We start from the raw sequence: 13,551 nt of genomic DNA on the forward strand, positions 1-13,551 counted from the left end.
GCGTTCAAACTCTACTGACCGCTTACGCCGCCACAGCCTGCTGCTGTTGGTTGCGCATCAGCACCGCACGGACCGAGCTGCCGGGTTGCAATTGCAGGCGTTTGGCGGTGAGGCGGTCGACCACCAGGCTATTGCCCACCAGCCGCGCCCGAGCGGTGGTGATGCGGCAGTTTTCCAGGCGACGGTTGTGGATCAGCCATACCGGAGCCTGATCGTCGGGCGTGCCGATGGCCAGCACCAATGATTGGCTGTCGCGCACCGCGCGGATTCTCGACACCGGGGCTTCGATCACCGGGCCTGCATCGAATATGTCGATGTAACCCTTATGGGCAAACCCCTCGGCGGTGAGGATCTTCAGCGCCGGTTCGGTGTTGGGGTGGGGCTTGCCGATCACCGCCTGGGCCTGTTCGGTAAGCAGGCAGGTGTAGAGCGGCTGGCGCGGCATCAGTTCGGCGATGAACGCTTTGCTGCCCAGCCCCGACAAGTGATCGGCATGGCTGAAATCCATCTTGAAGAAGTGCCGGCCCAGGCTGTCCCAGAACGGTGAGCAGCCATGTTCGTCGGCACTGCCGCGCAGTTCGGCGATGAGCTTGTCGCCGAACAGCTGGGGGAATTCGGCAACGAACAGCAGACGCCCCAGCGACAGCAATCGACCATTGCTGCCATAACGTTGATCGTGTCGCAGGAACAACGAGCAGATTTCCGATTGCCCGGTCATTTCGTTGTTGAGGAACAACGTGGGGATCTGGCGCTGAATACCCAGGTCCGGCGATGAACTGACCGTGAGCCCGACCCGGTAGTTGTACCAGGGCTCTCGCAGACCGACGGCCCCGATCAGGGCACTGACGCCGACCACTTGCTGATCATCGTCTTCGAGCACAAACAGGTAGTCGGCATCCGCGCGCTCGACCTGTCCGGCGAAAGTCCGCTGGGCCCAGCGCACCCGGTGGGTCAGGCGCTCTTCGTTGGCTGGCAGGGTAGTGAACCCGGGGCCGGCCCGTTGTACCAAATCCAGTAAAGCGGGCAGGTCGGTCATTTGAACCGGGCGCAAAATCATGATGCAGCTCCTTCTTCGCGCCTGCTCGGGCGCTGTCGTTGGGCTCGGGGCCGGTTGTCGCTCACAGGGCGATCAGCCGGATCGCACTGGCGTCGGTCACGTTCAAGGCCGCGCACATCTCGGCGCTCAAGGCGATAGGTTGCCCGGCGCTGTAGTCCAGCTCGGCGACGATGGCGCGGTAGTCCTTCAACGAATCGTTGCTCACCAGGTAACTGCCACGGGCGTCGATGGGCGAGCCCGTCTGCACCGTGCCGGCCTGGCTCTGGGCGATGGAACGAATGCTTGAGGTGCGGGCGTACAGCGTCGGGCCGCCGTCGAACAGGTCGATGTAGCTGTTGGTCTCGAAGCCTTCGCGCTCCAGAATGTCGAAGGCCTCCTGGCCATCGGGGTGGATCCGGCCGATGCAATCTTGTGCAGCCTGCGACAGCATCGGCACGTAGATCGGGTATTGCGGCATCAATTCTGCGAGGAATGTCCGGCTCTGCAGGCCGCAAAGCCGCTCGGCCTCGACGTAAGGCAAATCGAAGAAATGCTTGCCCAGCGCATCCCAGAACGGCGATTGCCCCTGTTCGTCGCTGTAACCGACGATCTCGGTGATCACCGCTTCGGCAAAACGTGCCGGGTGGGCGGCGATGAACAGCAGCCGCGCCCGGGACAGCAACTCGGAAAATGGCGTGCGCTCCAGTGCCGAGTCGATATGGAAACCGCGTAGCAAAGAGTGACCGCTGAGGTCTTGGCACAACGACAACGCCGGCACCCCATGCTCGATGTTCAGCTCCCGTGAGGCGCTGGTGAAATGGCGGTTGCGCAAACTGTAGAACGGCTCGCCGAACCCGGCGGTGGCGAGCACTTCCGAGCAGCCGACCAGACGGCGAGTCGTCAGGTTTTCCAGCACGAAGAAATAGTTCTCCGGACCTTGGCCCTGGACGTCTTTTTCGAACGAAGCACAGGAATCGAGAATTTTCTCCCTCAGGCGTTCGGTGTCGTCCGGCAAGGACGTGACCCCCACCAGACTGTCACGCGCCAGTTGCTGCAACTGGGGCAGGTCGGTTAACTCGACTGGACGTAAGACCAGCATGGACATACTCCTGTATCAAAGGGTTCGGCGGCTTGCACCGAACCTGACTATCACTGTCGGTTTCCACGCGTAAAATCGGCAGTCGCCTGAAATCATGTCAGACGTTGCTCTTTTTCTTGTCAGCCGTTGCTTGGGTCGGGCAGTGCGGTGCTGGCACCCAGTTTGTTGAGGAAGAACAGATAGACCAGGCCCAGGGCAATCCAGATCAGGCCGAGTTTCTGCGCATCGACGCCCATGTTGTACATGATGGCCGCGACGATGATGAAGCCGATGACCGGGCAGATCAGGTGACGGATCACCTGGCCGGATTGCTGCCGGCGCCAGTAGTAGTTGATCACGGTCAGGTGCAGCAGCATGAAGCCGCTCAGGGCGCCGAAGTTCACCAGGGAGGTGAGGGTGTCCACCGAGTTGATGAACAGGTAGCAGATCACCAGCGACAGCACCGCCACCAGATAAATGCTCAAGTACGGTGTGTTGTGTTTCGGGTGCACTTTGGCCAGCACTTTTGGCAGTTTGCCGTCTCGGGCCATGCCGAACAGCAGTCGCGAAACCGCCGCTTGGGAGGTGATGGCGACCGCCACACCCCAGGCCAGCGCGGTGGCCACGGCGGTCAGGGTGGCCAGCCAGCTACCGGCGGCGATTTCGGCGATTTCATAGAACGCGGTGTCGGCGGACTTGAAGCCCAGGCCGGCGGCCAGGTCGGTGGCGATCCAGGTCTGCACGACGAAGATCACGCCCATCACCAGCAGCGTAATCAGCGCAGCCTTGCCGACACTGCGGCCCGGATCACCCTTGATCTCTTCGGCGAGGGTGGAAATGGCATCGAAACCGAGGAACGAAAGCACCGCAATCGACACCGCTTGCATCAGCAGGGCGAAGTTGAAGGTTTCGGGGTTGTACAGCGGCGCCAGGGTCAGCTGACCGTTACCGCCGCCACTGTGCAAGGCAGTCCAGGCGTAGAACAGGAAGATCCCCAGCACCACCAGTTGCGCCAGCAGGAAAATGATGTTCATCCGCGCGGTGAAGGTGATGCCCCGCAGGTTGACGAAAGTGGCGCTGACCAGAAAGGCCAGGATGAAACCGACTTTCGGGATGTCCGGGTACAAATGATTCAGCGCCATCGCCGCGTATACGTAGAGCAGCGGCGGAATCAGCAGGTAATCGAGCAGCATCAGCCAGCCGGCGATAAACCCGACATGTTGGTTGAGGCCGCGTTGTGCGTAGGAATACACCGAGCCCGCCACCGGAAAGGCCCGGGCCATGCTGCCGTAACTGAGGGCGGTGAACAGCATCGCCACCATGCCGATGATGTAGGCCAGCGGCACCATGCCGGGTGCTTCGGCGTTGACGTAACCATACACGCCGAACGGAGCGATGGGGATCATGAAGATCATCCCGTACACCACCAGGTCGGTCAGTGACAGGCTACGTTTCAACTCTTGCCTGTAGCCGAATTCTTCAATGTCCATGAAGCCGTTCTCCTTGATATAAGCAGCTACACGCTGCGAGTTTGAAGCTGTTGCTATAGCAGTGGCGCCAGATAGTCGGTCCAGCGACTGACGTCCTCAGAGGTGCGCAGCAGGTCGTTGCGCACCTCGATCAGCACCGAGTCCAGCCCGCGTGCGTCGCCGTGAACCGGTACGGTCATGTCACCCAGCGGATCGACTTTGTATGGCTGATTACCGGCGACTTTCAATGGGTGCCGGCTCAGGCCGTCGATCATTCGCTGGGCGTATTCCGTGGCCTGGCCGTACAACACGCCGACTTCCAGCGATCGTGGCTGGCCGTAATATATCGGCGTGAAACTGTGAATCCCCACCACTCGAACCGGTTTATTTTGCTCCACACGGGCGTCGATCAAGGTTTGCAGGCGTGCATGAAACGGTTTGAACAGGCAGTGCCGGCGGTATTCACGGGTGGCCTCGTCCAGATCGCGATTGCCCGGCACCTGATAAATCTCGCTCTGCAACGGAATGCTGTCCGGCGCGTGGCGCGGGCGGTTGAGGTCGATCAACAGCCGCGAATAGTTGGCCGCCAACAGGGTCGCGCCCAGTGCTTCGGCCAAACCCTCGGCCAGCGCCAGGGCGCCGATGTCCCAGGCGATGTGTTCGCGGGCGGCCTCCTCGCTCAGGCCCAGGTCGTTTAACCGGTCCGGGATAAAACGACTGGCGTGTTCACACACCAGAATCAGCGGGTGCTCGGAAGCTTCCCGGCTCAGGGTGTAGGCAGGCCGGGTGTAGAGGCCCAGTTCGGCGGATTCAGTACAGGCGCGCATAGTGCTCACAGAGGTCGGCGGGCGAGAGCTGTTCCGTCAGCGTCAGTTCCTCGGTTTTCAGGGCGAAGTAGGTGTCCAGTAACGCGCTCGGCAGGGCTTCGATCAGCGCCTCGCTGTTGCGCAGGCAATCCAGTGCCCGGGACAGCGACGCGGGCAGGGCGACGATGCCGCGGGCATGGCGTTGCTCTTCGTTCAGGGAGTCAGGGATTTCATCGGTGATGGCGTTCAACGCCAGGCGCTGCTCGATACCCAGGCGCCCGGCGATCAGCAATGCAGCCATGGCCAGGTGCGGTGAGGCGGTGGCGTCCATGGCGCGAAATTCCAGGTTGTACTGCATCGCCACGGATTTGCCGCCCAGGCTGACGGTCGGGCAAATCCGCAGCGCCGCTTCGCGGTTGCGTTGGCCGAGGCAGGCGTAGGAAGCGCTCCAGTGATGGGGCTGCAAGCGTTCATAGGAAATCGGCGTTGGCGCGGTGAACGCACAGAGCGCCGGCAAGTAATGCAGAACGCCGGCGGCCCAATGCTGGCCGAGGGTCGACAGGCCGTTGGCGGTGCCGGCGTCATACATCACCGGTTGGCCGGCCATGTCTTGCAGGCTCACGTGCAAATGCACGCCGTTGCACACGGCATGCTCGGCCGTCTTGGGGGCGAAACTCAGGCTGAGGCCCATTTGCCGGGCAATCTCACGGGTGATCTCGCGCACGTTCACCGCGCGGTCGGCGGCGGCGACACCAAGGGCCGGGCGGCAGGTGATTTCGTATTGGTGCTTGCCGTATTCCGGCAGGAACATTTCCGGTTCGACGCCGCCGGCTCGCAGTGCACTGAGCAGCCAGCCGCCGAATTCGGCGCCCTGGCGCTGGGCTTCCAGAGAGAACGCCAGGTGCTGCGCCGCGCCGCTGTCGAGGTTGAATTCGTGTTCGAACGCGGCGTTGATCTGCAAACCCAACTCGTCGCGATAGCGCTCCACTTCGTTGCGCAACAGCGTACGAGGGCAGGCGCCCCACGGACGGCCATCGGTTTCGCGAATGTCGCCGTGAATGAAGTCCAGCGCCGGGGCGTCGGCATCCGGGCCGTTGTTGACGGTCACCCGGCTGCTCAAGTCGGGAATCAGCCGTAAATCCCCATAAGCGCCCCAAGGGTTGCTGGCGGCGATGATGTCTTGCGGGGTCAGGGCGCTATTGGCCGGCACCCAGCCGCAACCGGCCACTTGATAGGCATCGAGTTCGTCGGTGGGGAAGGAACGGCCGCGTGTCACGCCGATCAGGTCGGTGGTGACAATGGTGGTCATGGGCAGGGGTGACAGGCGTTCGCTCATGGCTGGATCTCCTGCAACCGGCCAAGCACAGTCTGGGTGTCGGTGATCCAGCAGTAGCCCTTGATAGCATTCAGGCAGGCGTGATGTCGTTGCTCGGTGTAGGTGGCGCAGGCATCTTCGACCAGCGTTACCAGATACCCGCGGTCGGCGGCGTCGCGCACGGCCATGTCGACGCATTGGTCGGTGACGATGCCGGCGATGATCAGGTGGCGGGTTTCAAGGTTGCGCAGCACGTAGTCGATGCTGGTGGAGTTGAACACCCCGGAAGAGGTCTTGGGCAGCACGATTTCGTTTTCGGTCGGCGTCAGCTCTTCGATGATTTGCGCTTGCGGGCTGCCCTTGGGCAGGTGCATGTCCGAGAGTTTGTGGTCCAGCGAACGGTCACGGCCATCGGCGGTGAGGCTTTCGATGAGTGTGTGCAACACGTTTTGCCGGGCGCTGCGAAAGGCATTGAGCAGCCTGCGTTGATTGGGCACCACCTGCGTGCGGGCGCGGGTCAGGAAGTAGTCGGCATCCGGTTCGTTGAGGTGTGGGTCGAACTGCGGTTCGAGCCAGGCACGTTGCATGTCCACCAGCAACAGCGCGGTGTGGTCGGCGGCAAACGGCAAGTCCCGGGGCGAATGGTGGGGGAGCATGAACATCCTTATTTATCCTCCAGCAGGTGAGTGTCGAAGTCGGCTCGCAGGGCATCGATGCCTTCCAGGCGATCGGCCAGATCGGGGCTACGCAGGGTCAGGCAGGCAATCAGTGCTTCAACCTGGGCCAGCGCCGGCACTATCGAGTCGAAGGCCGACGCCGATTCCACCGGTGCGCTGATGATCAGGTCAGCTATTTCCCGCAGCGGTGATGCGTAGATGTCGGTGAACAGCACGACACGCGCATGTCGGCTCTTCGCGGCATTGGCGACCCGCAGGGCCTGGGACTGATAGCGGCGATAGTCGAACACCAGCAATACGTCCTGACGCTGCACGTCAAACAACCGGTCCGGTAATTGGGCGTTGTCTTCCAGGGCGAAACAGCCGGGCCGCAACAGGCGCAGGTGATTGAGCAAATAGTTGGCGAGGAAACTGCTGAAGCGACCGCCAAAGCAGTGGACCTGGTGGCGGGTGTCGAGCAGCCACTCCACCAGAATCCGCACATCTTCTGGCTGGGTAAGGGCCTGGGTTTCTACCAGTGCCCGATGGCTGTCTGCCAGATAATGGCTCCAGGGGTCATCTTTTTTGAGTTGGGCGCGGGGCTGCAACAGGGTGCTGGGGGAGCGCAGGCGGTGATCCATATCACTGAGCAAGGCTTCCTGAAAGTCGGCATAACCGCTGAAACCCAGCTTTTTTACCAGCCGCACGATGGTCGGATCGCTGACACCGGCATGTTCGGCCAAGCGTGACATCGGGCCCAGTCCGTTACGCGGGTACTGGTCCAGCAAGGCACGTATGACTTTGCGTTCCGACGGCGTGAAGTCCAGGCCGGGCTCGGTGATCAGGTCTCTGAGAGGGGGCATCCGGGCTCCTGCTGGATGGGTATGTCGGTTTCATTTCATAAAACGCTAAATTAGTATTTATGTAACGTGTGCTACATGTCTAGTGAATTTTTGTGCGGATTTTGAAAGCACTAAAATGGGGCAAAACCCCCGTGCGTGCGGGGCTGAGTGGATGTCGACAGGCTTTGTAGGACATCGCCCATAGAGGTGTGAGATATCGACCCAGCTCAGGAATAAAATGGGCGTTGTGAGCCCACGCCGTAGCAGCTGCCGAGCTCGCGAGGCTGCGTTCGGCTGCGAAGCAGTCGTAAACCCTGAGTGCACAGTGTGCCTGACGGATCACAGTGCCTGATTTTACGACCGCTACGCGGCCGAACGCAGCCTCGCAGGCTCGGCAGCTGCTACAAGGAAGGCGCCCAGAGTGCGCCTCTTGCGGCACAATGAGCCGATCGTTCGTGGCATCGCGCCATCTTTAATCCCATCGACAGAGAGAACCTTCGTGCAGGCAACCCGCTTGACCCTGATTTGTCACGCTCGAACCGTCGCACAGAAACTGGCGCGTTTTCCTACGAATGAACCCGTGGAAATGGATTGGCAATCGGCGAAGGGCTCGCGCTGTCGTCTATTCAAGCGAGCCCCCCGTTTACTCTGCGGCCCTGAACGGCGGACCCGGCAAACCGCTGAGCTGTTTGGCGACAACGTGGAGATTGTCACGGCACTGGGGGATTGCGATTTCGGACGCTGGAAGGGCACGTCGATCGACGACTTGCAAACATCCGAACCCGAGACGCTTCAGACCTGGCTCAGCGATCCGACGTCGGCGCCCCACGGTGGAGAATCGGTGGCGCAGCTCGGTGAGCGGGTAGCCGCGTGGTTGAAGACCCTTGAGGCGACACCGGAGCATATCGTTGCCATCACTCATCCGTTTGTCATTCGCGCCGCGCTGATGCAGGTATTGCAGGGTGCGGCGTTCAACCAGATCGACGTCGAACCGTTGTCGGCCATCGAATTGCGGTTCAACGGTCGCTGGCGGCTACGCTTGATGGGCATGGACCCTGAAGGAGCGCTGTGATGAAAAAACTTCTGGTCATTGGTGTCGGCGCCGGCAACCCCGACTACATCACGATGCAGGCGGTGAAGGCGCTGAACCGGGTCGACGTGTTTTTCCTCATGGACAAGGGCCAGAGCAAAGACAAACTGATCGATCTGCGTCGCGAGATCTGCGAGCGCTACATCACCGATCGCGACTACCGCTTCGTTGAAGCCAATAGCCCTGAGCGTGAGCGCGGCGAAGTGGACTACAACGCCAGCGTCGAAGACCTGAACCGTGCCAAGCAGCAGACGTTCGAGCGACTGATCGATGAGGAAATGACCGACGACCAGTGCGCCGGTTTTCTGGTGTGGGGCGATCCGGCGTTGTACGACAGCACCATTCGGATCCTGCAGGCGATTCTGGCGTCTGGTCGTTGTGTGTTCGAGTTCGAGGTGATTCCCGGCATCACCAGCGTGCAGGCGCTGGCGGCGCAACATAAGGTGCCGCTGAACAGCATCGGCCGCTCGATTGAAATCACCACCGGCCGACGGCTGGCGGCCGGCCAGGTAAGCGATGCCGACAGCCTGGTGGTAATGCTGGATGCGCAAGATGCCTACCATCACGTGGCTGATCAGGAGACAGACATTTACTGGGGGGCCTATCTGGGGACGCCGGATGAAATCCTGATCAGCGGCAAGCTCAAAGACGTGGCCGATGAAATTGAGCGGGTGCGCAAGGCGGCGCGGCTGGCCAACGGGTGGATCATGGATACCTACCTGTTGCGCAAGCCTTGAACGCCGCCAACCGATTGATCAGTGTTCTTTGGCCTTTCTGATCCTGATCAAAATAAACAGCAGGATGCACAGCGCGAGCGGGGTCATGGCCAGCATGGCGTCCCGCGCGGAAATGTCCGCGCCCAGGGTGTGCAGGCCCGAGTAGAACAGCTTGAACAGGCTCAGCAAATAATAGGTGATGGCGATAATCGACAAGCCTTCGACCGCACGCTGGATTTTGATTTGGGTATCGGCGCGAGCGTTCAGGCTGCTCAGGATTTCCGAGTTCTGTTCTTCCATTTCAACCTGCACCCGCGCCTGCAGCAGATCCCCGAGGTTGGCCACGCTTTTGGCCAGTTGCTCCAGGCGTTGTTCGGTGACGTCACAGTACCTGACGGTAGGTTTGAAGCGTCTTTCGATGAAGATCCCCAGTCGCTGGCAATCGCCCACGTGAGTTTCCCTGAGTTCGTCCAAACGCTCGAAAACCAGCTGGGCATACGCTTGGGTGGCGCTGAAGCGGTGTCTAGTTTTCGCGGTGCTGCTGACCACTTGCGCCGACAGACTGGCGATATCAGTCAACAACGCTTTCGCATTGCCGGTATCGGGGCCGGCGTTACGTTCCGAAAGGTTGACCAATGTCTTATCGAAGACGTTGAGCTGAGCGCTCAAGGTTTTCGCGGTGGTAAGGGAAAGCGACGCCATCATGCGGTAGGTTTCGATTTCCAGCAGACGGCGGATCATCCGGCCTTGGCGATAGGCATTCAGGCGCTTGTTGACGAACAGGAAACGGTTGGTGCCGTCCTCGCTCAGGCGAAAATCGCTCCAGACCGTCGCATCGCCACCGCCTATGCATGAGCCGCAAGGGTCTTTGAATCCATAAACCGACAGATCGCCGGAAAAAGACGCATCGTTGCGCACCACAATCTGCACGGCGTTGATCACGTGCTGCATGAAGGGTTCGACGCGGTCCATCAAGGTCTTGGGGGGCTGGCTCCAGTCAGGCTCCTGACTGGAGGAGGGCACCACCAGTGTCAGCGTCAGGAACTCCGCGTGTCGCTCCCATTTCAAGGCATGCCCCTCCAGCCGGGTGATGCCCTGGGCCGCATCCGGGTCGACGGGGCCGGGGCAGCAGCGACTCAGCAGGGTGTCGCATTGCCCGTCATTAGCCAGAAACGCCAGATGAAACACGTGGGCGGGCTCGTCGAAATACAGCGAAGGGCGCGCGTGCAACTCATTGTGCAGGGTCAGTCTTTGCGGGTGCATGCTGTCGAGGCCATGTTGGAGTTGTTTGTTCTTGGGACTGGGAGACCGATTCTTGGGTCACAAACAAACCCGAGCCATCGACCATCCGGTGGGCATTTCCACAACACCGTTGTGAACTATTCTTTCCCAAGTGGGCACCTTCAATGACGCCCACAGGGAATTGATATGAATCAAGGCCCAAGAGGCTTTAAGGGGGGAGTCTGGGCTGAAGCCGGGTTGTGTTGACCTGGCGAAAACGCTATCGCTGTCTGGAGTCAGATCATGAGCCAGTATCAACGGTTATTACTGATCATCAACCCGCTCCTGCGCCAGTCTCCCGCGCTCAACCATGCTGCTGCCGTGGCCAAGGCCAGTGGAGCGAGTTTGCATATTGCGGCGCTGATCCCCTCGTTGGACATTCTCTCGTTACTTGAAGAAGGCGACCGGAAAGTGGCTCGGGCGAGCTACCTGCAGGAACACCGCGACTGGCTCAAGGAACAGGCGGAAAAAATGCAGGGCAGGGGGATCGAGGTGACAACCGAGGTCGCCTGGGCCGACAACATGCGCCAGGACATCCTTGATCACGTCACGGAAATGCACCCCGATCTGTTGATCAAGCAAGTCCAGCATGAGCCCGTGCTCAAGCGCGCGTTCTTTACGCCGCTGGACTGGCGTTTGTTGCGCCATTGTCCGGTGCCGGTCTATCTGGTGGGCGCCGAAAGCCATGCCTTGCCGCAGAAGGTGGTGGCCGCGGTTGATGTTGTCGATACCGAGCCTTCGAACAGCGAACTCAATGACCGGATCATCCTGCAGGCGTCTGCCCTTGCGCTGCAATGCAATGCCGAGTTGCATCTGCTGTTCGCGTGTGACATTCCGGCCGCTTTTCTGGCGGATCTGGGTGGTGGCCTGACGCTATCGGAGCTTACCCGGGAATTGCGCAAGGACCTGGAAACCTCATTCCTCAAGTTGGCCGCCCGGTTCGGCGTGCCCGCTGAATGCCGGCATTTCATCACGGGGCATCCGGTGTCGGCGCTGAGTGAGTTCGCCCACGAACACCAGATAGATGTGATCGTGATGGGTAGAACGCAATACGGCAGCCTGGAGAAACTGCTCGGCAGCACGACCGAACATATTCTGTACCAGGTGCCTTGCAGCGTTCTGGCGGTGTAGTCGCAAGCATCCTTGGCGAAATTGACTTGCCCGTTTCGGGGTTCCTACCCCAGGGAGGTTTTCAGATGAATCACAGTCCTTCATTGCAAACCATCTTGCATGACCGGGTTGATGCCGGCCGAAGCCTGGTGGAACCGTTGCTTAAATACGCTAAAAGAGCCGATGTCATCGTCCTGGCCTTGCCCCGTGGCGGCGTACCGGTCGCCTATGAAGTGGCCACGGCCCTGGAGGTTCGCCTGGACCTGATGCTGGTCCGCAAGCTCGGGGTGCCGTCCCACCAGGAATTCGCCATGGGTGCTATCGCCAGCGGTGGCATTCAAATCGTCAATGACGATGCGCTGCGGGCTAACGGCATCGACCAGCGTACGCTCGACGCGGTGGTGGCGAAGGAAACGCAGGAAATGTTGCGTTGCGAGCAGCTATTCCGGGTATCCCGCGGGCCTTTGGCACTCAAGGATCAGGTGGTGATTCTGATCGACGACGGCCTGGCGACAGGGGCCACGATGATGGCTGCGATACAGGCCGTGCGCTTGCAAGCACCATCGCGCATCGTCGTCGCCGTGCCGGTGGCCCCCATGGAAACGGCAGAGGCACTGCGCGACGAAGTGGACGAGCTGATTTGCCCGCTCACCCCCGATTGGCTGGTATCGATCGGCCATTGGTACACGGACTTTACTCAGACGTCGGATCAGGAAGTCATCGATCTTTTACATCGGGCCTGGCAGAGAGAATCAGTGATGAAATGAGGCAAACTGCTGGCCCCCCGATCTCTGGTTCGTTGTCAAACTCGCTTTCTTTTCAGCAGGTTAGGCATTGGCGATATGCGGACTTTGGTATGGATGACTGCAACGTTTGTCCTGGTGGTTATCTCGTTTGGAGCCCAGGCAAAGGAACTGAGCAAGAACTCTCGCTATGTATGCAGCTGGGGCTCGGAAATAGCCGAGGGCGCGCAAGCCTCGAAACTTTCCGGGCTTACGCTTTACGGAGCACGCAAGAAGCTGCAATCGCGCAAGTTTCCCCGGCCGTGGATGCGCATGACGGCCATGGGCATCACGGAGCAAACCTATAACAGCCCTTCGCGTCTCAAGCCTGCCGGCATCAAGCAAACGTATTATGAGCAATGCATCCGGCATGAGTTGGCGCAACGGTAAACCGCCGGTCGCAGGGGCCGTTCCTACGACCCCCATCCCTCCCGCACAGCCTTGCGAATCCCCTTCAGCAACATCGCAAACGCCGGGTTGTCTACGGATCGCATTGCGGCCAATGACTGGTCATGCATTATCCGGCGCCTCACGAAACCGTTGTGCAAGGCGATCCGCAAACGGATAAAACGAAAACCAGGGCCTGGCTTCGTCGATCACACGCAGGAATGACGGTCGCTGTATCAACCGGTCGAAATAGGCGCTCAAGTGCTGGTAGTCGTCGGGGAACGGCACCAGTGTGCAGGCATAGAACAGCGCCGGGGCGGCGGCACAATCGGCCAGGCTGAAGTCCGGGCTGGCCACCCAGATCCTGGACGCCATTCGGCGCTCGAGCATGCTGTACGCCGTCGCAAGTGTGGCCCGTTCCCTGGTCAAATCACCGTTGGTCGCGTGTAGTCGATCACTGACAATCTGTTGGACCGGCGTTTGTAGATAATTGTCGAAAAACCGGTCCCATAAGCGCACCTCCAACGCGGTCTCCCAATCGTCCGGAACCAAGCGCTGTTCACCTGGATACAGGCGATCCAGGTACTCGATGATGACGCTGGACTCCGGCAGATTACGTTGACGAGCATGATCGCGAAGTACCGGGAATTTTCCGATTGGCCACAATGCCTGAAGCTCTGCGCGGTCGGCGGCGTCCGTGAGATCGATGATTCTTCTGTCGAACTCGATGCCGTTTTCGTAAAGCGCGATGAGCACTTTGTGGCAGTACGCCGACAGCGGATGGTAGTAAAGCGTTAGCGACATTTTTCAACTCCTTGTTGGGCAGATGAAAAGGGTGGGGCAATCAACAAGCATAGGCTGATGCCGGCGAAGCGTCTGGGCAGATGCTTTCGAGCTTGTGAGCTTGCACACGGGAGAATTCCTGCTTAACTGGAAACCGCTGGTCGGGTTGTGACTCATTGGTCATGGCGTTCATCTCAGCG

General features: G+C 60.2%; 14 protein-coding genes. 5 read left to right on the forward strand and 9 right to left on the reverse strand.

Annotation, left to right across the window (positions count from 1 at the left end; translation table 11 throughout):
• Positions 1–22 precede the first annotated feature (22 nt).
• The 7 genes from astA to F475_RS04250 form a co-directional block, all read right to left on the reverse strand.
• Positions 23–1,057, reverse strand: a complete 1,035-nt coding sequence (gene astA, locus F475_RS04220; protein ID WP_111453218.1) for an arginine N-succinyltransferase — start codon at positions 1,055–1,057, stop codon at positions 23–25.
• 61 nt (positions 1,058–1,118) lie between these two features.
• A complete protein-coding gene (locus F475_RS04225; RefSeq protein WP_018928984.1) occupies positions 1,119–2,135 on the reverse strand; it encodes an arginine N-succinyltransferase in 1,017 nt (338 codons plus the stop codon).
• Between the two features lie 119 nt (positions 2,136–2,254).
• On the reverse strand, positions 2,255–3,604 hold the full coding sequence (locus F475_RS04230; protein ID WP_064617606.1) for an APC family permease: 1,350 nt from the start codon (positions 3,602–3,604) through the stop codon (positions 2,255–2,257).
• A gap of 53 nt (positions 3,605–3,657) precedes the next feature.
• Positions 3,658–4,410 carry an N-formylglutamate amidohydrolase gene (locus tag F475_RS04235; RefSeq protein WP_111453219.1) on the reverse strand — a complete coding sequence of 251 codons (753 nt, stop codon included), beginning with the start codon at positions 4,408–4,410 and terminating at the stop codon, positions 3,658–3,660.
• Complete coding sequence (locus F475_RS04240; protein WP_111453220.1) at positions 4,394–5,725, reverse strand: glutamine synthetase family protein; 1,332 nt, start codon at positions 5,723–5,725, stop codon at positions 4,394–4,396. The genes F475_RS04235 and F475_RS04240 overlap by 17 nt, the downstream gene beginning before the upstream one ends.
• On the reverse strand, positions 5,722–6,366 hold the full coding sequence (locus F475_RS04245) for an isochorismatase family cysteine hydrolase (protein WP_018928988.1): 645 nt from the start codon (positions 6,364–6,366) through the stop codon (positions 5,722–5,724). Before F475_RS04245 ends, F475_RS04240 begins: the two co-directional genes overlap by 4 nt.
• 2 nt (positions 6,367–6,368) lie before the next feature.
• Positions 6,369–7,223: a MurR/RpiR family transcriptional regulator gene (locus F475_RS04250; protein WP_018928989.1), complete on the reverse strand. Its 855-nt coding sequence runs from the start codon at positions 7,221–7,223 to the stop codon at positions 6,369–6,371.
• A gap of 478 nt (positions 7,224–7,701) precedes the next feature.
• Here F475_RS04250 and F475_RS04260 point away from each other — a divergent pair, with 478 nt between their 5' ends.
• Both F475_RS04260 and cobF read left to right on the forward strand, forming a co-directional pair.
• Positions 7,702–8,274, forward strand: a complete 573-nt coding sequence (locus F475_RS04260) for a histidine phosphatase family protein (protein ID WP_111453221.1) — start codon at positions 7,702–7,704, stop codon at positions 8,272–8,274.
• Positions 8,274–9,029 carry a precorrin-6A synthase (deacetylating) gene (gene cobF, locus F475_RS04265; protein ID WP_111453222.1) on the forward strand — a complete coding sequence of 252 codons (756 nt, stop codon included), beginning with the start codon at positions 8,274–8,276 and terminating at the stop codon, positions 9,027–9,029. Before F475_RS04260 ends, cobF begins: the two co-directional genes overlap by 1 nt.
• Before the next feature lie 18 nt (positions 9,030–9,047).
• On the opposite strand, the gene F475_RS04270 is transcribed toward cobF, so the two are convergent.
• Complete coding sequence (locus F475_RS04270) at positions 9,048–10,271, reverse strand: DUF3422 domain-containing protein (RefSeq protein ID WP_111453223.1); 1,224 nt, start codon at positions 10,269–10,271, stop codon at positions 9,048–9,050.
• Positions 10,272–10,532: 261 nt separating this feature from the next.
• Between F475_RS04270 and F475_RS04275 the strand changes: the two genes are divergently transcribed.
• The 3 genes from F475_RS04275 to F475_RS04285 all read left to right on the forward strand — a co-directional run bounded on the left by F475_RS04275 (position 10,533) and on the right by F475_RS04285 (position 12,571).
• Positions 10,533–11,420 carry a universal stress protein gene (locus F475_RS04275; RefSeq protein ID WP_111453224.1) on the forward strand — a complete coding sequence of 296 codons (888 nt, stop codon included), beginning with the start codon at positions 10,533–10,535 and terminating at the stop codon, positions 11,418–11,420.
• Between the two features lie 65 nt (positions 11,421–11,485).
• On the forward strand, positions 11,486–12,166 hold the full coding sequence (locus F475_RS04280) for a phosphoribosyltransferase (RefSeq protein WP_111453225.1): 681 nt from the start codon (positions 11,486–11,488) through the stop codon (positions 12,164–12,166).
• Between the two features lie 75 nt (positions 12,167–12,241).
• On the forward strand, positions 12,242–12,571 hold the full coding sequence (locus tag F475_RS04285) for a hypothetical protein (protein ID WP_111453226.1): 330 nt from the start codon (positions 12,242–12,244) through the stop codon (positions 12,569–12,571).
• 120 nt (positions 12,572–12,691) lie between these two features.
• Here F475_RS04285 and F475_RS04290 read toward each other — a convergent pair whose 3' ends face one another.
• Positions 12,692–13,372 (reverse strand): glutathione S-transferase family protein, encoded by a 681-nt coding sequence (locus F475_RS04290; protein WP_111453227.1) that lies wholly within the window; start codon positions 13,370–13,372, stop codon positions 12,692–12,694.
• Between the last annotated feature and the right edge of the window lie 179 nt (positions 13,373–13,551).

This window comes from Pseudomonas sp. URMO17WK12:I6 (genome assembly GCF_003253625.1).
Classification (GTDB): domain Bacteria; phylum Pseudomonadota; class Gammaproteobacteria; order Pseudomonadales; family Pseudomonadaceae; genus Aquipseudomonas.